Source organism: Aminobacter aganoensis (assembly GCF_014206975.1).
Taxonomy (GTDB): domain Bacteria; phylum Pseudomonadota; class Alphaproteobacteria; order Rhizobiales; family Rhizobiaceae; genus Aminobacter; species Aminobacter aganoensis.
In genome coordinates, this window is the sequence record NZ_JACHOU010000008.1 from 120,620 (window position 1) to 145,774 (window position 25,155).

General features: G+C 66.3%; 24 protein-coding genes. 11 read left to right on the forward strand and 13 right to left on the reverse strand.

Features of this window, described 5'->3' with window-relative positions; genetic code table 11:
* Nucleotides 1-6 precede the first annotated feature (6 nt).
* From GGR00_RS16670 to GGR00_RS16680, 3 genes are all read right to left on the reverse strand, one after another.
* Nucleotides 7-1,224, reverse strand: coding sequence for an efflux RND transporter periplasmic adaptor subunit (locus GGR00_RS16670; RefSeq protein WP_184700040.1), 1,218 nt, complete (start codon nt 1,222-1,224; stop codon nt 7-9).
* A gap of 78 nt (nt 1,225-1,302) precedes the next feature.
* Nucleotides 1,303-1,881 carry a TetR/AcrR family transcriptional regulator gene (locus GGR00_RS16675; protein WP_184700041.1) on the reverse strand — a complete coding sequence of 193 codons (579 nt, stop codon included), beginning with the start codon at nt 1,879-1,881 and terminating at the stop codon, nt 1,303-1,305.
* 340 nt (nt 1,882-2,221) lie between these two features.
* A complete protein-coding gene (locus GGR00_RS16680) occupies nt 2,222-4,264 on the reverse strand; it encodes a TonB-dependent receptor domain-containing protein (RefSeq protein WP_184700084.1) in 2,043 nt (680 codons plus the stop codon).
* Between the two features lie 283 nt (nt 4,265-4,547).
* Between GGR00_RS16680 and GGR00_RS16685 the strand changes: the two genes are divergently transcribed.
* Complete coding sequence (locus tag GGR00_RS16685; RefSeq protein WP_184700042.1) at nt 4,548-6,011, forward strand: glycosyl transferase family protein; 1,464 nt, start codon at nt 4,548-4,550, stop codon at nt 6,009-6,011.
* Between the two features lie 13 nt (nt 6,012-6,024).
* Here GGR00_RS16685 and GGR00_RS16690 read toward each other — a convergent pair whose 3' ends face one another.
* Nucleotides 6,025-7,119 carry a fatty acid desaturase gene (locus GGR00_RS16690; protein WP_184700043.1) on the reverse strand — a complete coding sequence of 365 codons (1,095 nt, stop codon included), beginning with the start codon at nt 7,117-7,119 and terminating at the stop codon, nt 6,025-6,027.
* A gap of 226 nt (nt 7,120-7,345) precedes the next feature.
* Here GGR00_RS16690 and GGR00_RS16695 point away from each other — a divergent pair, with 226 nt between their 5' ends.
* Nucleotides 7,346-8,611, forward strand: coding sequence for an AGE family epimerase/isomerase (locus GGR00_RS16695; protein WP_184700044.1), 1,266 nt, complete (start codon nt 7,346-7,348; stop codon nt 8,609-8,611).
* Nucleotides 8,612-8,636: 25 nt separating this feature from the next.
* Here the strand turns inward: GGR00_RS16695 and GGR00_RS16700 are convergent, their stop codons facing one another.
* Nucleotides 8,637-10,619, reverse strand: a complete 1,983-nt coding sequence (locus tag GGR00_RS16700; protein ID WP_184700045.1) for an acyltransferase family protein — start codon at nt 10,617-10,619, stop codon at nt 8,637-8,639.
* Nucleotides 10,620-10,873: 254 nt separating this feature from the next.
* On the opposite strand from GGR00_RS16700, the gene GGR00_RS16705 reads away from it, so the two are divergent.
* Together GGR00_RS16705 and GGR00_RS16710 are read left to right on the forward strand one after the other, a co-directional pair.
* The gene (locus tag GGR00_RS16705; RefSeq protein ID WP_055975144.1) at nt 10,874-11,302 is read left to right on the forward strand and encodes a hypothetical protein; all 429 of its coding nucleotides are present in this window, start codon (nt 10,874-10,876) and stop codon (nt 11,300-11,302) included.
* Between the two features lie 183 nt (nt 11,303-11,485).
* Nucleotides 11,486-12,727, forward strand: coding sequence for an MFS transporter (locus GGR00_RS16710; RefSeq protein WP_055975146.1), 1,242 nt, complete (start codon nt 11,486-11,488; stop codon nt 12,725-12,727).
* A 28-nt stretch (nt 12,728-12,755) separates the two neighbouring features.
* On the opposite strand, the gene GGR00_RS16715 is transcribed toward GGR00_RS16710, so the two are convergent.
* From GGR00_RS16715 to hemC, 6 genes are all read right to left on the reverse strand, one after another.
* The gene (locus GGR00_RS16715) at nt 12,756-13,463 is read right to left on the reverse strand and encodes a glutamine amidotransferase (protein ID WP_055975149.1); all 708 of its coding nucleotides are present in this window, start codon (nt 13,461-13,463) and stop codon (nt 12,756-12,758) included.
* 7 nt (nt 13,464-13,470) lie between these two features.
* Entirely contained in the window at nt 13,471-13,950 is a 480-nt protein-coding gene (locus GGR00_RS16720) for a tellurite resistance TerB family protein (protein ID WP_055975152.1), read from the reverse strand.
* A 48-nt stretch (nt 13,951-13,998) separates the two neighbouring features.
* Nucleotides 13,999-15,579: a heme biosynthesis protein HemY gene (locus GGR00_RS16725; protein ID WP_055975156.1), complete on the reverse strand. Its 1,581-nt coding sequence runs from the start codon at nt 15,577-15,579 to the stop codon at nt 13,999-14,001.
* Nucleotides 15,580-15,589: 10 nt separating this feature from the next.
* Complete coding sequence (locus tag GGR00_RS16730; RefSeq protein WP_184700046.1) at nt 15,590-16,960, reverse strand: COG4223 family protein; 1,371 nt, start codon at nt 16,958-16,960, stop codon at nt 15,590-15,592.
* A 122-nt stretch (nt 16,961-17,082) separates the two neighbouring features.
* Nucleotides 17,083-17,799, reverse strand: a complete 717-nt coding sequence (locus tag GGR00_RS16735) for a uroporphyrinogen-III synthase (protein ID WP_055975163.1) — start codon at nt 17,797-17,799, stop codon at nt 17,083-17,085.
* Nucleotides 17,800-18,729, reverse strand: coding sequence for a hydroxymethylbilane synthase (gene hemC / locus GGR00_RS16740; protein ID WP_055975165.1), 930 nt, complete (start codon nt 18,727-18,729; stop codon nt 17,800-17,802).
* A 98-nt stretch (nt 18,730-18,827) separates the two neighbouring features.
* Between hemC and tsaD the strand changes: the two genes are divergently transcribed.
* From tsaD to GGR00_RS16765, 5 genes are all read left to right on the forward strand, one after another.
* Nucleotides 18,828-19,913: a tRNA (adenosine(37)-N6)-threonylcarbamoyltransferase complex transferase subunit TsaD gene (gene tsaD / locus GGR00_RS16745; RefSeq protein WP_184117386.1), complete on the forward strand. Its 1,086-nt coding sequence runs from the start codon at nt 18,828-18,830 to the stop codon at nt 19,911-19,913.
* Nucleotides 19,910-20,893 (forward strand): NAD(P)H-dependent glycerol-3-phosphate dehydrogenase, encoded by a 984-nt coding sequence (locus GGR00_RS16750; protein WP_055975171.1) that lies wholly within the window; start codon nt 19,910-19,912, stop codon nt 20,891-20,893. The genes tsaD and GGR00_RS16750 overlap by 4 nt, the downstream gene beginning before the upstream one ends.
* A gap of 19 nt (nt 20,894-20,912) precedes the next feature.
* Nucleotides 20,913-21,209 (forward strand): YciI-like protein, encoded by a 297-nt coding sequence (locus tag GGR00_RS16755; RefSeq protein ID WP_055975174.1) that lies wholly within the window; start codon nt 20,913-20,915, stop codon nt 21,207-21,209.
* Between the two features lie 31 nt (nt 21,210-21,240).
* The gene (locus GGR00_RS16760; protein ID WP_055975177.1) at nt 21,241-21,675 is read left to right on the forward strand and encodes an EVE domain-containing protein; all 435 of its coding nucleotides are present in this window, start codon (nt 21,241-21,243) and stop codon (nt 21,673-21,675) included.
* A gap of 68 nt (nt 21,676-21,743) precedes the next feature.
* Complete coding sequence (locus tag GGR00_RS16765) at nt 21,744-22,343, forward strand: class I SAM-dependent methyltransferase (protein WP_184700085.1); 600 nt, start codon at nt 21,744-21,746, stop codon at nt 22,341-22,343.
* A gap of 5 nt (nt 22,344-22,348) precedes the next feature.
* On the opposite strand, the gene gcvA is transcribed toward GGR00_RS16765, so the two are convergent.
* Nucleotides 22,349-23,266: a transcriptional regulator GcvA gene (gene gcvA, locus GGR00_RS16770; protein ID WP_055975181.1), complete on the reverse strand. Its 918-nt coding sequence runs from the start codon at nt 23,264-23,266 to the stop codon at nt 22,349-22,351.
* 134 nt (nt 23,267-23,400) lie between these two features.
* On the opposite strand from gcvA, the gene GGR00_RS16775 reads away from it, so the two are divergent.
* Nucleotides 23,401-23,649 carry a hypothetical protein gene (locus GGR00_RS16775; protein ID WP_055975184.1) on the forward strand — a complete coding sequence of 83 codons (249 nt, stop codon included), beginning with the start codon at nt 23,401-23,403 and terminating at the stop codon, nt 23,647-23,649.
* 119 nt (nt 23,650-23,768) lie between these two features.
* On the opposite strand, the gene GGR00_RS16780 is transcribed toward GGR00_RS16775, so the two are convergent.
* Nucleotides 23,769-24,395 (reverse strand): L,D-transpeptidase family protein, encoded by a 627-nt coding sequence (locus tag GGR00_RS16780; RefSeq protein ID WP_184700047.1) that lies wholly within the window; start codon nt 24,393-24,395, stop codon nt 23,769-23,771.
* 50 nt (nt 24,396-24,445) lie between these two features.
* On the opposite strand from GGR00_RS16780, the gene GGR00_RS16785 reads away from it, so the two are divergent.
* Nucleotides 24,446-25,129 (forward strand): response regulator transcription factor, encoded by a 684-nt coding sequence (locus GGR00_RS16785; protein ID WP_055975187.1) that lies wholly within the window; start codon nt 24,446-24,448, stop codon nt 25,127-25,129.
* Nucleotides 25,130-25,155: the final 26 nt, after the last annotated feature.

The following is a 25,155-nucleotide window of genomic DNA, read 5'->3' on the forward strand; positions in this document are numbered from 1 at the left end:
TGATCCTTAGCCGGCCTTGGGCTTGCTGGCGGGCGTTGCCGCGCCGCTGCTGCCGGTTGCTGACGTCTTGTCCTGCGGCTTCCACGCCTGGGCCGCCACCTCGGCGCCCGGCCTGACCTTCTGGAATCCTTCGACGACAACCTTGTCGCCCGCCTCGACGCCGTCTTCGACGACCCAGCGGTCGCCGACCACGCGCCCGACCCGGACCTGGCGACGCTCGGCCACGTTCTTGTCGTTCACCACATAGATCTGGGCGCTGCCGCCGGAATCGCGCTGGATCGCCTGCTGGGGGATGGCGATGGCGTTCTGCTGCACACCCTGCTCTATCAGCACCCGGACGTACATTCCAGGCAGCAGGTCGCCCTCGGGATTGGGGAACTCGCCACGCAGCGTCACCTGCCCGGTCATCGCGTCGACCGCGGCTTCCAGGAACAGCAGCTTGCCCGGATGGGCATATTCGCTGCCGTCGTCGAGACGAAGCCCGACGCGCGCGGCCCCTGCCTCGTCATTCGTCAGCGCGCCGTCTTCGAGCTCGCGCCGCAGCCTGAGAAGCTCGTTCGCCGACTGGGTGAAGTCGGCATAGACCGGATCGATCTGCTGGATCGTCGCCAGGCTTTCGGGACCGTTGGCGCTGACGAGCGCACCCTCGGTGACCATGGCACGGCCGATGCGCCCGGAGATCGGCGCCTTGATTTCGGCATAGCCGAGATTGAGCTGCGCCGTCGCAAGCCCCGCGGTGGCGATCGCCACGTCGGCGTCGGCCTGCGCAAGGGCGGCGACGGCATTGTCGAGTTGCTGGCCGCTGGAGACATTGCGCTCGCGCAGTTCGCTCTGGCGCTCGGACTGCTGGCGCGCCTGGAGTTGCACGGCCTGCGCGCGTTGCAGCGTCGCCTCGGCGCTTGCCACCTGCGCCTGGAACAGCGCCGGGTCGATGCGGTAGAGCACGTCGCCCTCCTTCACCAGGCTGCCCTGTTCGAAGACGCGCTCCAGCACGATGCCCGAGACCCGCGCCCGCACCTCGGCGATGCGGGTCGGGGCAATGCGCCCCGGCAGCTCGTTCAGGATGGGTAGCGCTTCGGGAACCACCTCGATCACGCTCACCGGCGATGGTGGAGGGGCTGACGGCTTCGGTTCGGACGAGCTGTTGGCATCGCTGCATCCGGAGACCAGGGCGAGCAGGCTGATGGCCGCTGCAAGTTTCAGCGGCAGGGCGGGTATACGCATGGGAAAATCCACAAAAGGTTGACGGTGGCCGGAACGGCGAGTGATGGTTTGATGATGGGATGGCTTGATCGGGAGCGATCAGTCGCCGGCGTCTCTGGGTGGTTTCAGGTGATCGGCGTCGATCAGCCAGCCTATGTCGCGCAGCATGTCCGCGCGTTCGGCATCCGACCAGGGATGCAGATTGTGCATCTCCAGGCGCTTGAGCCCTTCAAGCGCCAGGAATGCGAGAATGGCGCCGCGGGGGTTTTCCGCAGTCTCGGTGACCGAGGCGATTATCCTGGTATAGACCGCTTCAATGATGCCGCGTGCTTCGGCATCCTGGGCTAGGGCCGAGACCAGGTTGACCGCCACGGCGCGGGCATGGTCGCGCGGCCGCTCGGCAGCCGCTGCAATGAGCCCGTTGATTGCCGGGCTTGCAATAGGGCCCAGGCCAGCCGTCACCGCCTGGACGCGCTGCTCCTCGTTCTCCACGCGCCGCCGGATGACGGCGTTGATGAGCTCGCGCTTGGATTTGTAGTCGTAGACGACGCTGGCCTTGCCGATCCCGGCCGCCGTGGCGACAGCGTCGAGCGTCAGATGCGCGGCGCCTTCGCGCACGACCACGAGTTCCGCCGCATCCAGAATGTCGCTCTGTTCGATTACCCTGGGACGGGCCATACGTTCACGCCTGCACTGCTTCGACAATTACCGAACAACCGGTCGGTAATGGATAATAGGTGCGGTGCAGCGATAACTTCAATTCACCAATATGTGTGCGGAGACGGCCACGCCCCTGCCTCCGACCAGATTCGAGATCCCCGTTTGCATCGATTTTCCGGTAGGATCCGCCGCTGCGGATCCCCGATGTCGCGTCCGTCCGCGGCAAAGCTTGCCACGGCCGGAAGCCTTCGAAACCGGGGCTTGCAGGCTGGTTTTTGGAACCGGCCGCCCGGGCTTTCGATTGCCAAAGCAGACACGACAGAGCCGTCTCGCAGCCCTGTCCGCAACCTCGCGTCGTCTAGAAGTTCGAGGTCATGCTGACCCAGAGCCGTCGCCCTTCCATCACGGCATTGTGTTCCGCGGTCTCGACCCTCTCGTCCATCAGATTGTAGACGGCGGCGTTCATGACGAAGCTTTCGCTGAAGGCATAGGTCGCCCCAACATCGATGGTGGCATAGGCGTCGTACTTCCTCCCGACTGCGCCGTTGCGGATCACCGGCGTACCGATGATGCCGACGCGCGGCCCGGCATTGATCTCCGAGCCGTGGTAGTTGGCCGCCGCCCATGCCGACAGCCCGTCGACCGGCGTCGTCCAGTCGGCACGGATGTTGGCGAGATGCGCCGGCGTGCGTGCCAGCGGGAAGCCGGCATAGACGCCCGTCTGCTGCTCCGAATGGGTGTAGGTATAGCTGCCGCGCAAGGTCAGCGTGTCGGTCGCCTCCCAGCCCGCCGTCAGCTCGACGCCCTGGATGACGGCATCGTCGATATTGTAGTTGTACCAGAGCCGGTAGTTCGGATCCTCGCTCCAGCGCACCGGATTGCCGGCACCGTCGAGCACCAGCGAATTGGCGATCTTGTCCTTGAAGTCGGTGTAGAAATAGGTCGCCCCCAGCGTGATGCCGTCATGGCTGTCCCACAGCGCGCCCAGTTCGTAGCTGGTGCTGGTTTCTGCCCTGAGGTTCGGATCGGCAATGATCACCCCGCAAGTGCCGTTCGGGCCGTAGGTGCAGCCGCCACCGCCAGTCGTGTAGGCGTAGCCTGGGGCGATGGCGCGTATCTCCGGCGCGCGGAAGCCCGTCGAGATGCCGCCCTTCAGCGTCAGATGGTCGGTCGGGTTCCAGACGCCATAGAGGCGCGGGCTGAAATGCGAGCCGTATTCCTGGTGCTGGTCGAAGCGCAAGCCACCGGTCAACGCGAAACTGTCGCTGATCTTCCACTCGTCCTCGGCAAACAGCGCCCATTGCGCGATCTGGAACTGCTCGTCGCGGCCCGTTCTGCGGCCCGGATTCTGGTCGGTCAGCAGCGCGTCGAAGAACTGGCCGCCGGTCACCAGCGTGTGCGAACCGAAAAGCTCGAACGGCGTCGTGAACTTGCCGTCGATCACCGAGTTGCGCACCTCCGGAGAGCGCGCCTGTTCGAGGTAGCTGCGCCGTGTGCTGTCCCAGTTGAAATTGGTACGCTCGGCCCATTCCTGCATGATCGAGAATTCCGACGTCGTCCAACCCCAGTCGCCGACATGCGACAGCGACCAGTGGTCCCGGTCGTTGTAGTTGTAGGTCGAGGTGCCGTTGGCGGCGAGCGTCTCGCCGGCATTCGCATCGCGCCTGAGCCGCGCCGTGCCGCCTTCGAGGCGGAACTCGTGGTTCTCGTTCGGCACGAAGGTCAGACGACCGCCGAGCGTACCTTCCTTGGCGCCGGTGATGCCGCCCAGAAACTGGTCCTCGTCACGCTTCAGGCCCTTGCCCCAGACCTGCAGGCCGAGCGTGTCGGTGACGACCGGTCCGTTCAGGTAGAACGAGCCCTGCCCGGAATTGCCGAACTCATCGTGCTGCTGCATGGTGCCGTCGGCGGTGAACGAGCCTGACCACGTCTCCCCGACCTTGCGGGTGATGATGTTGATGACGCCGCCCATCGCATCCGAGCCGTAGAGCGAGGACATCGGCCCACGCACGACCTCGATGCGCTCGATCGCCGCGAGCGGCGGCATGAAATTCTGCTCGAAGCCCGAATTGCCGTTGGTGCGCGCATCGCGCGTGCTCTGGCGCTTGCCGTCGATGAGGATCAGCGTGTACTGGCCCGGCAGGCCTCGGATGAAGATGTCCTTTTCGTTGGCCGGTCCCGTCACCGCCACGCCCTGCACGTCGCGCAGGGCATCTGTCAGGTCGCGATACGTCCCCTTCTCCAGCTCCTCGCGCGAAACCACCGTGATGCTGGCCGGGGCGTCCTTGACGTTCTGCTCGAAGCCCGACGCCGTCACCACCAGTTGCTGCAGCACCAGCGCATCGCTTTCCGCGCCCGTCTTTTTCTGGGCGGCCTGCGCGAATGCGGCCGAGGATGCCATCAGCGCTATGCCCGAAAGGCAGGTGCAGGCGAGCAACGCGCGCCCGAACGGGCCAAAGCCCGTGCCTGGCCAGCAGCGGGCAGGGTGACGCTCCACGATTGCATCCGGGTTGAGAAAATTCATGAAAAGCCCCATCACCTAAACTTGAGTATAAAAGTCTTCTTATTTATCGAATAGGGACGGTCAACTCGGGTGTTTGAGAGCGATTCCAAATTCAGAAAAGCGCAATTTGGACTGGTGCCTGCACGTGCCCGGATGGTTTTCGCAGGCGATGAAGGAACAGATGGATAGGACTGACGCGCACGAAACCAGGCCGCCGGCGGAAGCACGCGGCGCCGTGGCGGAGCCGCGCCTCGGCCAACTGCGCCTGCTGGTGGCGTTGGATGCGCTCTTGGTCGAGGGCAGCGTCGGCAAGGCCGCCGCGCGCATGGGCCTTGGCGCTCCGGCCATGAGCCGGCTTCTGAAGCAGATCCGCGAACTCTACGGCGACCCGATCCTGGTGCGGACCGCGCGCGGCATGACGCCGACCCCCTTCGCCGAGACGTTGCGCCTGCGCCTGCGCGCCGTGGCGGCGGAGACCGAAGACCTCATCGCCCCGCGACGTGAAGCAGCCGAGAAGGCACGTACCGAGACCAACGGCTGGAACCAGACCACCATCATCGACGCCCCGCCGCTGGCCATGCGACCCAGCCTCTATCTCGAGGACGAGCCGTTTCCAGAGGACTTTGCCCGCAGGCTGCGCTCGATCGGCAAGGATGCCGCGCCGCGGCAGAGGCTGGCCAGACACATCGCGACCATAGGCGCCGGCGTCGGCGGTGCCCGGCCGCTGACCCTCGATGAGGCCGACGACGCCTTCTCCTTGCTGCTCGAAGGCGAGGCCGACCCGATACAGGTCGGAGCACTTCTGGTCGTTCTGCAATATCGCGGCCTGACGGCGATCGAGCTTGCCGGGTTGACCAGGGCGAGCCGGCGCCATCTCGGCTGCCCCGTCCATCCCGGACTGGCTGACCTCGACTGGCCGGCCTATGTCTCGCCGAGATCGAGGTCGGCGCCGTGGTTCCTGCAGGCGGCCAGGCTTGTCGCCGACGCCGGCCACCGCGTGCTCCTGCACGGCAACAGCGGCGGCGGCGCGACTCCCAACGCGCTCGACATGGCTGCCGGCGCCCTCGGCATATCAGTTGTGGCATCCATTGCCGAAGCGAACGACGCCCTGCAGCAACGCCGCATCGGCTACTTGCCGCTCGCGGCGATGTCGCCGCAGCTCCATCGCCTGCTCGGCATCTACAACCTTCTTGAAATGCGCTCGCCGCTCAGCGCCGTTGTGCACCTGCTCAATCCGCTCACCGCCGGGGCCAGCCTGATCGCGGCGTTCCGGCCAAGCTACCGCGACCTGCACCGCGATGCCGCCGCCCTGCTCGGCTGGCCGAAGCTCGGCATCCTGGGCAACAGCCGCGACGTCGCCCAGGCGACGCCCTTTCGCACGACGACGATGTACACCCTCGACGATGGCAGTCCGGGCGAGGTGATCATCCCGTCGCACAGGCGCCCGAGAGCCGAGCTGCCGACGGGGCTCACCAGCTTCGAATACTGGCGGGCGGTCTGGTTGGGACAGGCCAGGGACGAGGCCGCCGAACGCACCGTCGTGGACACTGCCGCCGCCGCCTTGCTGACGCTCGATTCGAAGACGAATTTCGCCGACGCCCGCAGCAAGGCGGGCGAACTCTGGCGCCTCCGCCTGTCGCAATGACTGGTCGCAGAAGCTACCGCGCCGCGTCGGCGAACGTGACGAGCCGCCGGCGGTCTTCGCACCACAGCGCGAGATTGACGCAGGCAACGCTGTTCCAGAAGGTCAGCTTCACGCTCTGGCTGGCATCGCGCAATTCCGCATTGCTGTCGAAGCAAGCCTGCAGGCGATAGAACGGCACCCGGCTGCACAGATGGTGGATGTGGTGCAGGCCGATCGAACCGGTGATCCACTGGGCCACAGCGGGCAAGGCATACCACGAGCTGCCCCCGAAGGCGGCGACATGCAGGTCCCAGGCTTCGCCGGCATCCCAGCGTGTTTCTTCGAATTGATGCTGCACGTAGAACAGCCAGCCGCCGACCCATGCACCCATCACCACGACAGGCAGGATCGCCAGCATCACCGCCCAGCCGGCCACGAACACCAGCCCGCCATAGACGACCAGCAGTGCAAGGTTGAGTCCGCCGGCGCTGCGCCAGGCCTCGACGCGCGGAATGGCGTCGTTGTAGGGCAGCCGGTGCATGATCAGGAAATAGATCGGCACGCCGATCACGATCAGGATGATCGGATTGCGATAGATGCGATACATCAGCCGCTGGCCGGTGGTCATCGCCTCGTATTCGGCGACGGTGCGGGTATCGATGTCGCCGATGCCGCGCTTGTCGAGATTGCCCGACGAGCCGTGGTGCACGGCGTGGGCCTTCTGCCACAGCGTGTAGGGCGTGAAGGTGAAGACGCTCAGCACCCGCCCGATGACGCGGTTTGCCTCGCGCGAACTGGTGAAGGAGCCGTGGCCGCAATCGTGCTGGATCGCAAACAGCCGGACCAGGAACGCCGCGCATACCGGCGCCAGCAGCGCCAGCAGCAGCCAGCGCCAGGCGCCGAGTAGCGGTTCGGCATAGGCGGCGAGCCAGACCAGCACCGCTCCCATCGCCAGGAACGGCACCAGCGTCACCGCCAGTTCGAAGGCCGCGCGCCGGTCGTCGGGATCGCGAAAGCGATTGCAATGCGACGCAAGCCGGCGAACCAGCGCCTTTTCAGACGCATGATCGGCAGCAATGACAGCCCCCGCAGGCAGGCCGTCCGCCCTGGACGACATCAATTTCGTCATTCAATCCCCGAAATCTCGCTGCCAACTCGGTCAAGCGCGCCATTTGTCCATAATGCGCGGCAAGCGCCGTGACTAGTGGGTCCGCCGTGGCATATTGGCTAAATACAGTGTCGTTGCACCGCTGCATGCCAATCATGGCGTTTTCCTGTTGAGTGCGGCCGCCAATACGTCTTAGGTCGCGGAATTCATGCAATTCGGCGCCGCCAGCCGCAAGGGAACGCTCTCCATGGCTTCTTTGGACATTTCCGCCGGCTCGGCCAGGTGGACCACGCTCGCCAGCCATCGCCTGTGGCTCTTGCAGCAGGCGGACGCGCTGTTCTCCTTCTTCGAACGCGAAAGCCTCAATCCGCTCGGCGGTTTTCACGATCTCGACGACCGGGGCCACCCGCTGGCGCCCGGTGCCGTGCCGGGCAAGTTCGCCGGCCGCCAGATCCACGTCACCACGCGCATGGTGCACTGCTTTTCGATCGCCCATCTGCTCGGCCGGCCGGGAGCCGGCACGCTCGTAGACCACGGCATGGAGTTCCTCTGGAACGGCCATCGCGACAGCGCCAATGGCGGCTATTTCTGGGGCGTCGGCTATGACGGCCCGGCCAACGACACCAAGCAGGCCTATGGCCACGCCTTCGTGCTGCTGGCCGCCTCGAGCGCCAAGGTCGCCGGGCATCCCGATGCCGACCGCCTGCTGACCGACATCTCGACCGTCCTGTCCGAAAAATTCTGGGAAGACGGCCATGGCGCCGTCGCCGAAGAATTCACCCGCGACTGGAAGCCTTTCGACAGCTATCGCGGCCAGAACTCCAACATGCACCTGACCGAGGCGCTGATGGCCGCCTTCGAGGCAACCGGCGACGGCAATTACCTCCGCATGGCCGAACGCATCGCCGATCTGATCATCCGCCGCCATTCGGCCGCTGCCGGCTGGCGCCTGCCGGAACATTTCACCCTGGATTGGAAGCTCGACCGCGACTATTCCGGCGACCCGATGTTCCGCCCCTACGGCACCACGCCCGGTCATTCGTTGGAGTGGGCGCGGCTTCTGCTGCAGCTCTGGGAGCTCGGCGAGCGCAAGCTCGACTGGCTGCCGGATGCAGCCAGGAACCTGTTCGGCCAGGCAACGGCGGATGGCTGGGACGCAGCGACGGGCGGCTTCTACTACACGCTCGAATGGGACGGCTCGGCCCGGATCAAGGATCGCTACTGGTGGCCGTGCTGCGAGGCGATCGGAGCGGCCAGCGTGCTCGGCGCGATCGATGGCGACCCCGCCTACGAGGAATGGTACCGCCGTATCTGGAGCTTCTGCGCGACGCGCTTCATCGACCACCGCAATGGCGGCTGGCATGCCCAGCTCGACGACGATCTCAAGCCCAATGCCGGCCCCTTCTATGGCAAGCCCGACATCTACCACGCGCTCCAGGCCTGCCTGATCCCGCTTTTGCCAACCACCGGCAGCATCACCCGCGGCCTCAGTCAGGGCGGCATCCAGCTCTAGCCACGACTATGGCCGGCGGTCCGGCTCACTGCCAATGCGCAGCAATCTGGTTGCCGAAGATCGCGCGCTGCATCGAGCCCGCAAGTGTCGCCGCATAGGGCGTGGCGATGTGATGCCGATCGCGGAAGGTCAGCTTACCGCCGATCATCGCCGGGCATGTGGTGGCGTTGCAGAACAATTCGGTGAGGTCGACATACCGGACCCCACGCAGGCCGGCCGTCGCGGCCTGTTCGGTCTCCGATATCCGCTCGTCGATCGCCTGGTCTCGCGGTGTGTCGCAGACCGTGGCACTCCGGCCCTGCCACAATGAACGGGCCACGCAGCGGTCGAGATACGATTTGTGGACTGGAACGTCCCGCAGCAGCACGACCTCGGCGCCCGTCTCGCCCAGCTTTGCAAGCGATGCCCTCAAGCCGCCACCCCAGACATTGCGGCTGACCAGATGTTCCAGGCCGCCATTCACATCATTTTCGACATAGCTGTAGGAGAACTGCGCGACGATCACGGCGTCGGGCTTCAGCTTGGCGATTTCCTTCATCGCCGATTTCCGCCACGCATCGCACTCTTCATAGGCCCGCATCAGCCGCACGTTCCACGTCGGCACCTCGGCGACCGAACAGGAGGATTTCAGATAGGTGACCACGCGCCAGTTGTTCGCCTCGGCGATCTTTGCCAGCGGTGTCGACCAGTGATCGGCGTGTGAATCGCCGAAAAGCACGATCGTCTTGCGGGGTTCCTCTGCCCCGAGGCTGCAGCTGCGCGGTTCCGTCTGTTCCAGGCTGGCAACGCAGCCGGCATCGACCTGGCGCGCCGACGACGATCGCGCCGCGCTTTCCGCGATCAGCTTCTGATCCGGGTCGACGCTTCGCGCCGCGACCTGGGCTGCGCCATAGGACAATGTCACGCCAGACGACGTCAGCAGCGCGGCAAGCCCCAGCGACCGCACCGAGCCGGCCGACAGCCAGCCGCTCAGGCGCACCGGGTTCTCGACGAAATGGTAGCTCAGCAGCGACAGGCCGAAGGTCGCCGCAAGGCACGCCAGCCTGCCGGCCAGCGACAGGTCGGGGATCAGGATGGTGGCGAACACGATCACCGGCCAGTGCCAGAGATAGAGCGAGTAGGACAGCTTGCCGGTCCACTGGAAGGGCGCAAGCGACAGCAGCGCCGCCGGCCCTGCTGCGCTTTGGCGCGCACCGGAAAGCAGCAACATTGCCGTGCCGAGCACCGGCATCAGTGCAAGGAAGCCGGGGAACGGATCGGCCTCCGACACAGTGAGGTAGGTTACGACGATCAGCGCCAGGCCGGCCCAGCCCATGGCAGGCGCGAAGCGGAAGCCCGACGCCCAGCGTTCGGCGACCGTCAGCGAGACCAGCCCGCCGACGGCGAACTCCCAGGCCCGCAATGGCGAAAAATAGAACGCCCAGGGTTGCGACACCGTGGTCATCCAGGCGCAGGCGGCAAACGACGCCACCGTCGCCACGCCAAGGAAAACGGCCACGCCCCTTTCGCCTGGACGGAACCGTGCCACCAGCAGCAGGAACGCCGGCCATAGCAGATAGAATTGCTCCTCGACCGAAAGCGACCAGAAATGCAGGAACGGGTTGATTGCCGTATCGGCGGCGAAATAGTCGAACGACCACCGCAGCAGCCAGAGATTGATGACGTAGCTCGAGGCGAACAGGGCGCCCTTGGCGTAGAGCTGCTGTTCGGACGGCGCCAGGATGAAATAGCCGGCCAAGAGCGTCGCCACGATCACCAGCAGCGATGCCGGCAGCAGCCGGCGCGCGCGACGCCCGTAGAAGCGCCAGAGGTCGACCGTGCCGCTGCGGCCGATCTCCTGCATCAGGTGCCTGGTGATCAGGAAACCCGAGATGACGAAGAAGATATCGACGCCGATGAAACCGCCGGGCAGGTTCGACATGCCGAAATGGAAGGCCACCACGCCACCCACGGCGATGGCGCGCAAGCCTTCGATGTCGGGCCGGAACGTCGACGGGCCTGCGCTCATGAGGCGGAAATGAGGCTGCTGGACATCCGCGCAGGATCGGCGAGGCAGTCCGGCAGGACAATTCAAACTATGTTGCAATGCAATATGCCCGCTTCCGCGCGATGTGGCGCAACACCATGGAAACGAAGGCGCCACGGCACATGCCGTTCATAACATCTGCCCCGACATTTCTTTCCGGGGCCGATTTGAGCGGAACCGATGCCGCGCCGACCGGTTAAACCGTCGCGAAGGGGTGAAATTCGAAGAGGAAGAAGATGAGACATTCACTCGCCGCCGCGATCCTGCTTGCATCCACCGTCGTTGCTGCGCCCGCCTTTGCCGCTGGTGCCACCAGCAGCGAGGCACAATCCGTGGACACGTCCACCACGGCGAGCACCGGCGCCAAGGCAGATCTCGGCACGGTGCTGCCGGCCATCCAGGCCAGCAGGACCACCGCGACCGCCATCCAGGCCCTCACCACCGTCGGCACCGTCAACGTCGTCAAGCTGTCGCCCACGGGCAATGACAAGGAGGCGCTGGAAAAGGCCGTCAGCGAAAATCAGGCCGACATCACCGGCTTGCAGGCTGCGATCATGGCCAACAGCGCCCTGAAGACGAAACTCGACAGCGAAACGATCGACACGTCGGCGGTGGTCGCCGCCAGCATCGAAGCCGACGGCTCGGTTACGGTCTTTGTGAGATAGCCTCGCATCGGCCGCGCGGCGCGGTCCGGCGGCTCGAAAGCGCCGGACCTCGCTGGCACCTCTCGTGGCACGCTTGCCGAAAAGTTTTGATCCAGCGGCACAATGTTGCCCGCCGGACAGTGATCTGCGCTATTGCACCCTCGCCGGCGTGATCCGATCCGGCGTCGAAACCCGCCGGACCAGATGACAGCCCATCCCGCAACAGCGCCCGAACACCGCTTCGCTGCCTTTCGTCATGGTGCGTTCTCGCGCTTCTGGATCGCGCGTTTCCTCGCCACCTTCTCGACCCAGATCGTCTCCGTCGGCGTCGGCTGGCAGGTCTACGACCTGACGCGAAATCCCTTCGACCTCGGCCTCGTCGGCGTCATCCAGTTCGCGCCGGCCTTGCTGCTGGTGCTCGTCACCGGCGTCGTCGCCGACCGCTTCGGCCGACGCCTCATCATGGCGCTGGCAGCGCTTGTTGAAACTGCGTGCGCCGCTGCCCTGCTGCTCCTCACCTATCATGGCCTCGCCAGCCCGCTGCCGATCTTCGCCGTGCTCGCCGTCTTCGGCATCGCCCGCGCCTTTTTTGGCCCAGCATCGGCATCGCTGGTCGCAAACCTGGTCCCAGCCGAGGATTTCGCCAACGCCGTTGCCTGGAATTCGTCTGCCTGGCAGACCGCCACCATCGTCGGCCCGGTCGCCGGCGGCCTGCTCTACGGCGTCTCGCCCGAAGCCGCCTATGGCGCGGCCACCGTCCTCATGCTCGCCTCGGCGGCGCTGATCTTTTCCATCCCGAAACCAACCCAGCGCAGCGAGACGGACACATCCACCGCCGAAACCCTGTTCGCCGGTTTCCGCTACATATGGGGCGAGAAGATCGTGCTCGGCGCGATCTCGCTCGACCTGTTCGCCGTGCTTCTGTCAGGCGCCGTCGCTCTCCTGCCGGTCTACGCGCGCGACATCCTGGAACTCGGGCCCTGGGGCCTTGGCATGCTGCGCGCCGCCCCCGGCGTCGGCGCCATCGTCGTCGCCGTCTGGCTTGCCGGCCATCCGATCCGCGATCATGCCGGCCTGGTGATGTTCGTCTTCGTCGCCTTGTTCGGCATAGCCACGGCGATTTTCGGCGTCTCGACCATTCCCTGGCTGTCGATCACGGCCCTGGCCCTGATCGGCGCCACTGACATGGTCAGCGTCTACATCCGCGAGACGCTGATCCAGCTGTGGACGCCGGATCGTGTCCGCGGCCGCGTCAACGCCGTCAACGGCGTCTTCGTCGGCGCCTCCAACGAACTCGGCGAATTCCGCGCCGGCACCATGGCAGCCCTGATCGGCACCGTGCCTGCCGTCGTCTTCGGTGGCATCGGCGCCGTCGCCGTCGCCGGAATCTGGGCCTGGACCTTCCCGCAGTTGCGCAAGGTCAGGCGCCTCGACGGCCGCGTCTGATACAAGGGCAGCAGGAAGCCCCCCTGCCTTACCGGCCCCCTCGGCCAAATATCGTGACGAGAAACTCGTCGAGCCAGCGCTTGAGGTGCATGTCCCAGATCAGCCGGCCGCCCAGATGGTCGCGGCCTGGCTGTGCGCCGGGCAGCACGAAGCGTTCGGCCCCGCGCACCACCCAGCGCTGCATCATCACCCGTGTCAGTTCGGCGTGGAACTGGATGCCCCAGGCATTGTCGCCATAGCGGAATGCCTGGTTGGGATAGGTGTCGGATGATGCCAGGAGCACGGCGTCGGTGGGCAGCGAAAAGCCCTCGCGATGAAACTGGTAGACCATCTCGGGCCAGTGCATCAGCTTGCGGCCTTCCTCGGTCGCCTTGATCGGATACCAGCCGATCTCCACCAGCCCATCGCCATGGCCCTCGACCTTGCCGCCGAGATGGTTGACCAGCATCTGCGCGCCAAGGCAGATGCCGAGGAACGGCCGGTTTTCGCTGAGCGGCACCGCCAGCCAGTCGGTCTCGCGGCGCACGAACTCGTCATGGTCGTTGGCGCTCATCGGCCCGCCGAAGACCACGGCGCCGGCATGGTTTTCCAGTGTTTCGGGCAAGGAATCGCCCAGCGGCGGCCGGCGGATATCGAGATCGAAGCCATTCTCGATCAGCAAGTGACCGACACGGCCGGCGCTGGAATGCTCCTGGTGCAGGACGACCAGGATCTTCGCTCTCGCCTTGCCCGGCATCGAGCGCCTATTCGTCCGTTTCGGGTCCGACCGCGCGCTGCGCCTGCTGCGCCGCCTTGCGCTTGGTCTCAATGCGGTCGCGGCTTGCGACCCCGATCAGTTCGGCGATGCGCCAGATGGTGTTGTCCTCCATCTCATGCAGTTCGCCGTCGGCATAGACGATCTCCCACATCATGCCGATGAAATCCTTGCGCGCATCCTCGTCGAGGCTGCGCTTGAGCACGCTGGTGAAGGCGTAGAGATCGATCGCCTCGTTGTCGGCCTGCTCGCCGGCCTTCGCCAGCCGGTCGAGCTCGGTGCCCGAGACGCCGTAACTCTTGGCGAGCAACTGCTTGACGCGCTCCCACTCGATGTCCTGCCGGTCGCCGTCGGCGTCCATGACATGGTACATCAGCGCCGCCGCCGCCACGCGCGGGTCGTCCTCACCGCTGTGCCTGGCGCCTGCCGCGGGCAGGTCCTTCAGGAAGGAAATCATGCGTTCGAACATCGGCGAATCCTGCTTGGGGCAAAGCCTAGACTTAGGGTCGGCCTCGAATCAAAACAAACGGAAACGTCGCTGCGCGTTGTCCCGTTCCACCTCGGGGTCCACGCCGGGATCGTCGGGAAGCCGGATCGGCTCTGCCTTGTCCTCGTCCACGACCCCGGCAACGCCGTCCAGCGCCGGTGGAACGACTTTTGCCACGGCCGGCTCGGCCTCCTTTTCCGGCATGGCCTCGACGTCGCTCTCGACCTCTACGATGTCGTCGCCGGCGGGCTGCGCGGCCCGGATCGCCGGGATCGCCACGCGCTCCTCCGGCTCCTCGTCGTGCTGTTCGATGAGATGGCCGAGCCGTTCCTCCGGCGCCTTCCACTCGAATGCGTCGAGCCTGCCGGTCACCGGCGAGAACGGCGCCCAGCGCTCGGAAACGACGCCGTCGGCGACCCATGCCGGGTCGCGCGGCGCCCGCACCGCCTTGGCCAGCCACTGGCGCACCTTGCCCTGGTTGCCGGTCTCGGCCTCCTCGATGTCCGCGAGCAGCAGATAGGCGCCCTCGCGCGGCTGCATCCGCGCCGCTGCCTCGGCCTCGGCGCGTGCCAGCGCATAGTCCTGCGCCTCCAGCGCAGCGCGCGCCACGGCGAGTGAGGATTCCGGGTGGTTCTGCCGCAGCGACTGCAGCTTCTTCGCCCGGGCCAGCCGGTCGAGAACGGCGTCGCCGGGTCGGCCATGGACATAAAGTTCGGCGACATCGGGCAGCGGCTCGGCCTTCCACGCACCTTCCAGCGCCTTCGAACCCTTGCGCACGTCGTTCTGGCGGAACAGCGCCTTGGCTGCGGCGATCGCCGCCGGGCCGAATTCCGGCCGCAGCCGGTTGGCCTCGAGCGCTGCCGTCCGTGCCGCATTGAAGTCGCTGTCGAACAGCTGCATCGCCTTGGCCGTCAGCAGGACCGAGCGGCGATTGTTGGCGACGTCGCGCTCGATCTGCCGCGTCGACTTCTGGGCATCGACCAGCGCCAGGGCACCGTCCCAGTCGCCGCGTTCGGCCTTTTCCTCCAGCGTCGAATCCGCCGCCCAGGAAAGCTGCGGCGCCAGCCCCGCGGCACGCCCGGCATAGTGGCGCGCGGCCGAGCGGTCGCCCAGTCTCTCGGCCTCGAGATAGAGCCCGCGCAGGCCAAGCAGGCGCATCTCGGGATCGTCGAGCATCGCCTCGAATTTCTGCCGCGCGCCGTCATGATCGCCTTCCAGCAATGCCGCCTGCGCGTCGAGCAGCTGGATCAGCGGTTCCTGGTCGGAGCGGATCAGCTTCGCCGCTTCCTTGTTCTTCTTACGCGCAAGCGCCGCATCGCCGGCACCCGCCGCGATCATCCCGGTCGACAGCGCCTGGTAGCCGCGGTCGCGGCGGCGGGCGCGGAAATGGCGGGCGATGGCATAGGGACTGTTCCACAGCGACTTGGTCAGCCACCACAAGAGCATCACCGCCGCAACGATGGCCGTCACCGCCACCGCCGCCACCATCAGGCTGACCTGGTACTGGTAGCCGCCGAAGGTCACCACCATGTCGCCCGGGCGATCGGCCAGCCAGGCGAAGCCCAGACCGAGAGCGAAGACGATGGCGAGGAAGAACAGGATGCGTATCATCTGGTGTTCCTCACGCCTTCATCGCATTGGCGACCAGTTGGTCGACCAACGCCTCGACCTCCTGCCGCGCCTTGAGCGTGGCGGCGAAATCGGCGCCCGCCGCCTTGGCGGTGTCCGGCAGCGTCTCGTATTCGGCCAGCGCCTTGGCGAAGTCGCCCTGGGTGACCGCCAGTTCCATGCGCGCCACCGTCTCCGGCGCGCCTGCGCCTTCGACGGCGCCGATCGGCCGCACCTTGACCAGTTGCTCCGCGCTCGAAACCAGCCGCTCGAACACGCCGGCATCCGGATTAACCGGCTTCGCCGCCGCGATCATCGCATTGGCGGCGGCGTCGGTTTCGGCAACGATGTTGGCCCGCGTCGCCACGCCCTTTTCGGCATGGGCCCGGAGTTTCGCCAGCTCCGCCGCGTCGGGCGAAATGGCGGCAAAGGTCTCGAGTTCGGCGCCGAACGCGCCACCCCGGTCGACGGCTGCCTTGAGCGCCGATGCGGCAATCGCCAGCGCGATCTTGGGCTGCGATGCCTGTGCGTCGACCTTGGAGGTCAGCGCGGAAACCGACTGCTCCAGCGTCGCGATCTTGCCGTCATCGCTGGAAGCAGCCTCGCCCGCGGCCTTCAGCGCTGTGTCCAAAGCGCCCACCTTCTCGTTCAGGGCCGCAACCTCGCTTGCCGCCGCCCCGCCCTGTCCGAGCGACGTCACCGCCGTCTCGACATCCTTGATGCGCTGGTCGAGCCCGGCCAACGCCTCCGGCGAACCCGCCTGGCTGCCGGCTGTCTTCAGCCCTTCGACCTCGCTCTTCAGCTGCGCGATCTCGCCCGACAGGCTTTCGATCTGTCCGCCGGCGTCGCCGCTGCTGCGCGCGGCCGAAAGTTCGGCCACCTGCGACTTCAGCGAGGCGATCTCGGCCTGCATTTCGCCGCCATCGCCGGCACCAGACGACGGCGCGCCCAGCACGCCTGCATATTGCAGTCCGCCGGCGACCAGCAGCGCGATCAGGCCGCCGGCAAGGCCCGGCAGGAGGCCTGACGTCGGCTGTCGCATCGGCGCTTGCGAGGACGTCGCCGAACTCGAGGCATAAGAACTGCCGCCATCCGAAGCTGCGGCTTGTGCCGGCGCCTCGGCCTTGGGCTGCTGCGCCTGCGGGCCGTTGTCGAAATCATAGTCGTAGGACGCATATCCGCTGTCGGCCGGCGCTTGCGCCTCGCTGGCAGCGGGCTCCGCCGCCATCGCCTCGTCGCCCATCGTCGCCGAAACCTTTTCGCCCTCCGTCACGGTCTCGGCCTTGGCGGCATCCTCGACCCGCGACACCGCGCCTGGCTCAAGCTCGATCGTCACCGGCTCGCGATGCGTCTTCGAATGGCGCGTCTTCGGCGTCTTGACCATGCTTGGGGCTCCGCGATTTTCGTTGGCACAGGTCCCGCGGCGAATGCGGGGTCGAAGATCAAAATCAGTAACACCCACCGTCCAGCGAAAAAAGGCCGCGTGATGGCACGGTCGACGCAACGTCAGTCCGGCGCGCCGAGAAGGTCGAGCAGCGCGTCCTCGTTGGGATCTGGCGCGACCTCGATGTCGAAGCCGTCGCCCAGCGCCGAGGCAATCCGCCCTGACAGGCAAAAACACGTCGCGCCCCGGATCAGGTAGTCCGCCTCGGCATGCGTTTCCATCAGCGTCCCGAACGCTGCCGCCGAGCGTGCCGAATAGATCAGCACCGCGTCGATCGGCTGGCCGCCGAGTTGCTGCCGCACGTAAGTAGGAGGCGGTGAAAGTGCGATCGTGTCGTAGGTCTCGATCGGCACCACCTTGATGCCGTTGGCGCCGAGGCGCCGCTCGAAATCCGGCATCCGCACGCGCCCGCAGAGATAGGCCAGCGTCGCCTTGCCCAGCTCGATGGCGATCATGTCGGCAAGTGCTGCTGCATCGCCCGGCCCTTCGCTGACGGAGAAAAAACCCGCCTTGCGCGCGCCCTCTGCGGTCCGGGCGCCGACTGCGTGGCACGGCAGGTGGCTGAGCCGCTCGACCAGCCCGCTCGGGGCGTGGCGGAGCGCGTTGGCACTGGTCACGGCCACTGCGGTGGCGTTGGTCGGCACGCTTTCGCGCGCCACCGGCAGCGGCTGCGTCTCGGAAAGCGGCAGCAGCACCGGTTCGAAGCCGAGCGCTTCAAGGCGCCGCGCGGTGCGGGTGGCGCCGGGATCCGGCCTCGTCACCAGCACACGGCGTGCCATCTAGCTCCATCCCTCGAAGAATTTCTCGCCGGCGCGTGCCCTGACGTCTTCGCCGGCCTTGCGGCCGATCTCGGCGGCGTCCGCCGCGCGGCCTTCGGCCTTTGCCTCGTGCCACAGCGTACCATCTGGCGTCAGGATAAGCCCGGAGAACGCCAGCATGTCGCCATCGATTGTTGCATATCCGGCGATCGGTGTCCGGCATGAACCGTCGAGTGCGGCGAGAAACGCCCGTTCGCAGGCCAGGGCCTGGCCGGTTGGCCTATGGTCGATGGCTGCCAGCATGTCGCGCACGCGGCTGTCGCCGACGCGGCTTTCGATGCAGATCGCGCCCTGCCCCGGCGCCGGCGGAAACATGTCCAGCGGCATCAGGTCGGTGATGATGTCCGCCAGGCCGAGCCGGCGCAGGCCGGCATTGGCCAGGATGGTGCCCTGGGCCACGCCCTCGTCGAGCTTGCGCAGCCGGGTCTGCACGTTGCCGCGGAACATCACCACGTCGAGGTCGGGGCGCATGCGGCGGATCAGCGCCTGCCGCCTCAGCGACGACGAGCCGACGACGGCACCTTCCGGCAGCTCGGCGATCCTGGCGGCAGCCCGGCCGATGAAGGCGTCGCGCGGGTCCTCGCGCGGCAGGAACGCCGACAGTTCCAGCCCGTCGGGCAGCTGCGTCGGCATGTCCTTGGACGAATGCACGGCGAAGTCGACGTCGCCGGCATAGATCGCCTCTTCCAGCTCCTTGGTGAACAGCCCCTTGCCGCCGGCCAGCGCCAGCGAGCGGTCCTGGATACGGTCGCCGCTGGTGGTGATCGGCACGATCTCGAACGCCTCTTCCGGCAGGCCGTGCGCCGCCATCAGCCGCGCGCGCGTCTCATGCGCTTGCGCGAGCGCCAGCAGGCTGCCGCGGGTTCCGATTCTCAAGGCTCTAGTTTGCATCGCGCTTGGTCCGTGATAACCCCGCGCTGGCGGGGCGGTCCCGTACCTCCTATCTAGGAAATTACCACCGGGCAATCATGCAGGGTAGCGACCAATTGATCCGCGTTCTGGGCATCGAGACAAGCTGCGACGAAACCGCGGCCAGCGTGGTCGCGCTCGAAGCGGGCAAGAAGCCGGTCATTCTGTCGAGCACGGTCTTCAGCCAGATCGAGGAACACGCAGCCTTTGGCGGCGTCGTGCCCGAAATCGCCGCCCGCGCCCATGTCGAGGCGCTCGACGGCATCGTCGAGGCCGCACTTGAGGATTCCGGCCTCTCGCTCGATGACATCGACGCCGTCGCCGCCACTGCCGGCCCGGGCCTCGTCGGCGGTCTGATCGTCGGGCTGATGACCGCCAAGGCGATCGCCGCATCCGCGCAAAAGCCGCTGCTGGCCATCAACCACCTCGAAGGCCACGCACTCACCGCGCGGCTGACCGACGGGCTCGAGTTCCCCTACCTTCTGCTGCTCGTCTCGGGCGGACACACCCAGATCGTGCTGGTTCGCGGCGTCGGCGACTACCAGCGCTGGGCCACCACCATCGACGATGCGCTCGGCGAGGCCTTCGACAAGACCGCCAAGATGCTGGCCTTGCCTTATCCCGGCGGCCCCAATGTCGAGAAGGCGGCGGCCTCGGGCGACGCCACCCGCTTCGTCTTCCCGCGTCCGATGAAGGGCTCGGCCCAGCCGGACTTCTCCTTCTCCGGCCTCAAGACCTCCGTGCGTCAGGCCGCCACCTCGGTCGCCCCGCTCAGCGATCAGGATGTCGCCGACATCTGCGCGTCGTTCCAGGCGGCGGTCACCGACACGCTCGGCGACCGCGTCAAGCGCGCGCTCGCCCGCTTCCGTGCCGAATTCCCCGATGTCGCAGCACCGGCGCTGGTCGTCGCCGGCGGCGTCGCCGCCAACCACCAGATCCGCGCCAGGCTTGAACTGCTATGCGCCGGCCATGGCTTCGCCTTCATTGCGCCGCCCATGGCGTTGTGCACCGACAACGCCGCGATGATCGCCTGGGCCGGCATCGAGCGGCTGCGCGCCGGGCTCGCCGAGCCTGACGCATTCGATTTCGTGCCGCGCTCGCGCTGGCCGCTGGACACCGTGTCCGCGCCGGTCGTCGGCTCCGGCAGGCGGGGAGCCAAGGCATGAGCGCATACAAGGTCACGGTTCTGGGCGGCGGCGCCTGGGGCACGGCGCTGGCCCTGGCCATGCTGCGCGCCGGCCATGCCGTCACGCTCTGGGCGCGCGACGCAGACAGCGTTGACGCCATCGCCAGGGGCCAGAACCCGCGCTACCTCCCCGGCATCACCTTCGAGACCGGCATCGTCGCCACGACCGACCTCGCCGCCAGCGTGGCCGGCGCCGACTGCGTGCTGGTCGTCACCCCGGCGCAGGCGCTGCGCAGCGTGCTGTCGGAGGTCAAGCCGCATGTTGCCGCCCATGTGCCCCTGGTGCTCTGCGCCAAGGGCATCGAACGCGACACCGGCACGCTGCTCTCGGCCATTGCCGCCGAGATCCTGCCGGACAACCCGGTTGCGGCCCTGTCGGGCCCGAGCTTCGCCACCGACGTCGCCCGCGGCCTGCCGACCGCCGTCGTCGTCGCCGCCGAGGACGAGGCCCGCGCGTCGGCGCTTGCCCTGCGCTTCTCCGCCGCCAATCTGCGCTGCTACTCGACCGACGACCTCATCGGCGTCGAGCTCGGCGGCGCGCTGAAGAACGTCTTCGCCATCGCTGCCGGTGCCGTCACTGGTGCCGGCCTCGGCGCCTCGGCGCAGGCAGCCCTGGTCACCCGCGGCTTTGTCGAACTGCGCCGCATCGGCGCCGCCTTCGGCGCCCGGCCCGAAACGCTGATGGGTCTGTCCGGCCTCGGCGACCTGATGCTCACCTGCTCTTCCGTCCAGTCGCGCAACTTCGCCTACGGCGTGGCGCTCGGCAAAGGCGAGGAACTGTCCGGCCGGCCTCTGGCCGAGGGCGTGGCCACCGCCTACATCGCCGCCCGCCTGACGCGCGAGCGCGGTATCGATGCCCCCATCGTCGAGGCGGTTGCCGCTTTGCTCGACAAGGCCATCACCATCAACGAGGCCGTCGCCGGGCTGATGACCAGGCCGCTGCGCGCCGAAGCCGACTGAATTCATCGAGAGGGACAACATGCTTTTCGCACTGATCTGCAAGGACAAGCCGGGCCATCTTCAGCTCCGCCTCGACACCCGCCCCGACCACGTGGTCTTCCTCAACGACCTCAACGCCAGGGGCGCGCTGAAATTCGGTGGCCCGTTCCTCGATGCCGACGGCAAGCCGGAGGGTAGCCTCGTGGTCATCGAAGCGGCGGATGCGGCTGTGGCCCAAGCAATCGCCGACGCCGATCCCTACGCCAAGGCCGGCCTGTTCGAAAGCGTCCAGGTCCGTCCGTGGAACTGGGTCTTCAACAATCCGGCCAGCGCCTGAACTGGCATCTATCGGGCATCGAGGGGACGACATGAGCGACAAGAAGTACTGGCTGTTCAAATCCGAGCCGTTCAAATTCTCCTTCGAGATGCTGAAGGCGGCCGGCAAGAAGGGCACGCAGTGGGACGGCGTGCGCAACTACCTCGCCCGCAACAACATGCGCGCCATGCAGATCGGCGACCTCGGCTTCTTCTATCACTCAAATGAGGGGCTGGAAGTCGTCGGCATCGCCGAAGTCTGCGCGCTCGCCCACCACGACACCACCACCGAGGACCCGCGCTGGGAATGCGTCGACATCCGCTACCACAGCGAGATCCCCAGGCCCGTCACGCTCGCCGACGTAAAAGCCAATCCGGCGCTCGAGAAGATGGCGCTCGTCACCTCGATGCGCCTGTCCGTCCAGCCGGTCACGCCGGACGAGTGGCAGGAAGTCTGCCGCATGGCCGGGCTCGACAAGGCGCCGTGACCACGGCCTCCACGACACGCCTGACGTCCGAAGGCGCGGCCACCTTCATCCGCGCCAACACGGCGCTGATGCGGCCGCCGCATGTGCCCGAGATTGCGCTCTACCTCGCCGACGAGGCGCATGATCTCTGGCACCGGACCGAAGAGGAACTGGCCGAGATCGGCCTGCCACCGCCCTTCTGGGCCTTCGCCTGGGCCGGCGGCCAGGGCTTGGCGCGCTATGTGCTCGATCACCCTGGAACCGTGGCCAGCAAGCACGTCCTCGACTTCGCCTCCGGCTCCGGCCTCGTCGCCATTGCCGCCATGCAGGCCGACGCGGTGTCGGTCGTCGGCGCCGACATCGATCCCTTCTGCGAGGCGGCCATCCGCCTCAATGCCGGGGCCAACGATGTGACGATCGGGTTCGAAGGCGCAGATCTCGTCGGCCATGACGGCGGCTGGGACGTCGTCCTCGCCGGCGATGTGTTCTACGAAAAGCCCTTCGCCGACCGGCTCGTGCCCTGGTTCGAAAAGCTCAGGGCACGCGGCGCAGACGTGCTCGTCGGCGATCCCGGCCGCTCATACCTGCCCAGGGAGCGGCTCGAAAAGCTGGCCACCTACGAGGTGCCTGTCACCCGCGCGCTCGAGGACGCCGAGGTCAAGCGTACGACCGTCTGGCGCTTTGCCTGAGGCCTTCAGGCCAGCGTCTGGGACGCTTCCCCGACAATCCACTCCCGGAAGGCCGCAATGCGCGAATCGCCCTCCGAGCTTTTCGGATAGACGAGGAAATAGGCGAACTCGCGTGACGCCCTGATGCCGAGGTCGAACGGCCTGATCAGCCTCCCCTCGGAAAGATCGTTGGCCACCATGGCGAAATCGGCGAGTGCCACGGCACTGCCGTCAATCGCCGCCTGCACGGCGTCGGACGAATTGGTGAAGACGATGGCCCGGCTGTCGTCGAAGTCGTCGACGCCCGCCGCCGCCATCCACATCCGCCAGTTCGGCCATGTCACGCCCTGCTGCGACCATTCGATGTGCACAAGCGTGTGATGGAACAGGTCGCGCGGCACGTTGAGCGGCCGCTCGGATTGCAGAAGCCTCGGACTGCACACCGGAATGATGATGTTGTCGAACAACCGTTCGGCATGCAGCCCCGGATACTTGCCCGTGCCGAAGCGGATACCGACATCGACATCGTCGAGGTCGAAATCGCGCACGTCGTAGCTGATGTCGAACCGCAGCTCGACGTCTGGATGCAGCTTGCGAAAAGCGTCGATGCGCCGCATCAGCCATTTCGAGGCGAAATGCGCATCGAGCGTCACCTTCAGAAGCGCCGTCCCGCGCGTCAGCTTGCGCGCCTTCGAAACGGCCCGGTTGAGCAGGTCGATGGCATCGGCCGATGCATCCACCAGCGCCACCCCCGCCTCGGTCAGCCGGATGCTGCGGCTGGTGCGCGTGAACAAGGTGACGCCGAGCTGGTCCTCGATTTCCTTGATTTGGTGGCTGACGGCGGCCGGCGTCAGCCCGAGTTCGTCGGCGGCACGCGTGAAATTCAGGTGCCTGCCGGCAGCCTCCAGCGTCCGCAAAGCACGTGTCCCGGGTACGAAGCGCATCGCCAGATCTTCAAATTCGGTTTGATGATCGAGAAAGAACTACTCGTTTCTCTTTTGTCTTTCAGCGCTGCATCATGAGCCCAGTTCAATCAATGTCAAACCGGATTTGATGTCCGGACGAAACGGAACCGACCATGTCTACCGATGTCCTGAAAGCCACCTTTGTCCAGCCGGCACGGCTGCAGCCGGTTTTCGATTGGTTTCGCCAGATGAGGGCAGCTCTCAACGTGCCTGTACAGGACGCGTCCGAGTTGTCCGAGCACTACCGCCGCGACACCGGTATCGCCAAGCAGGACATCGCCAAGGCCGTCGACGCCGATCTTGGCCGCCTGGGCCTGCTCGACATCGGCTGGCAGCAGCCGCGCCGCCAATCCCATCGCTGAACCCCTCTCCCACTCACTCTGGGAGTTCACTCGGCCCGAAGATCACGTCTCCCGATCTTCGGGTCGCTTTCTTTCCGCGCCTCGCGTCCAAAAACGCACCGCGTCTCCTTGGATCGGTCCTAGCGAACCACTTTCAAGATCGTGCGGCTCGATAGGTGCGGCAAAAGCCGCGCCATCGTCTGCGCCGTCACCGCCACGCAGCCCTGCGTCGGGGTGAAACCCGGTCGTGCCAGGTGGAAGAAGATGGCGCTGCCGCGCCCGCGCCGCCGCGGCCGTATGTTCCAATCGAGCACGATGCAGGCGTCGTAGAGCCGGTCGTCGCGCTTCATCCGCTCGTGGCTCGCGCCGTAGGGGATTTTCACCGGCCTGTTGTAGTTGCGATCGTCGGGCACCTCGCACCAGCCGAGATCCGCGCTGATCGGGCTCATCGCAAGCCGCGTGCCCCGCCCTCTGAAATGGTCGTTGCGGAAATAACCCGACAAGAGCCGCATCTGCCCGAGCGGCGTTCCGCCATCGCCCTCGCGCTTGTTAGCGGTGATGCCGCCACGCCCCAGCGCACAGGGAAACACCACCCCGCCGACTTGCAGCAGCCCCTTGGTCGGCTCGCCCGGCTTGGCGCGCACGACGATTGTCGAAATGCCTTGTCGCAAAAAACCGTCCGCCCCAATTACGCCTTTGATTTTTCTTGTATGATCGTACGCGGAACAAATCACCGCGTTGACAGTTGTGCCGTTCAGCTTCTTCATCCAATTGCCGCGGTCAACAGAATTTTGATTTTAAAACAACGGATTGATTCATGACCTCACGTACCATCCTGATCGTCGACGACGACGACGATCTGCGCAGCACGCTGGTCGAGCAACTCGCGCTTTATGAGGAGTTCGAAGTCCTCGAGGAGGCTTCCGCCGCCAAGGGCGTCAATGTCGCCCGCGCCGGCCTCATCGACCTGCTCATCATGGATGTCGGCCTGCCCGACATGGATGGCCGCGAAGCGGTGAAGATCCTGCGCAAGGGCGGCTACAAGGCACCCATCATCATGCTGACTGGCCACGACACCGATTCGGACACCATTCTCGGTCTCGAAGCCGGCGCCAACGACTATGTCACCAAGCCGTTCCGCTTCGCCGTCCTGCTCGCCCGCATCCGCGCCCAGCTGCGCCAGCACGAGCAGAGCGAGGACGCCACCTTCTCCGTCGGTCCCTACACCTTCAAGCCGAGCCAGAAGCTTCTCATCGATGCGCGCGGCGGCAAGGTCCGGCTGACCGAGAAGGAAGCCTCGATCATCAAATATCTCTATCGCGCCGACCAGAAGGTGGTCACCCGCGACGTGCTTCTCGAAGAGGTTTGGGGCTATAATTCGGGAGTGACGACACATACGCTGGAAACACATGTCTACCGGCTGCGGCAGAAGATCGAGCGCGATCCTTCCAATGCGGAAATTCTTGTGACAGAAAGCGGCGGATACAAGCTGGTTCCCTGACCGGTTTTCCGGCGGTGTGCGGCCGC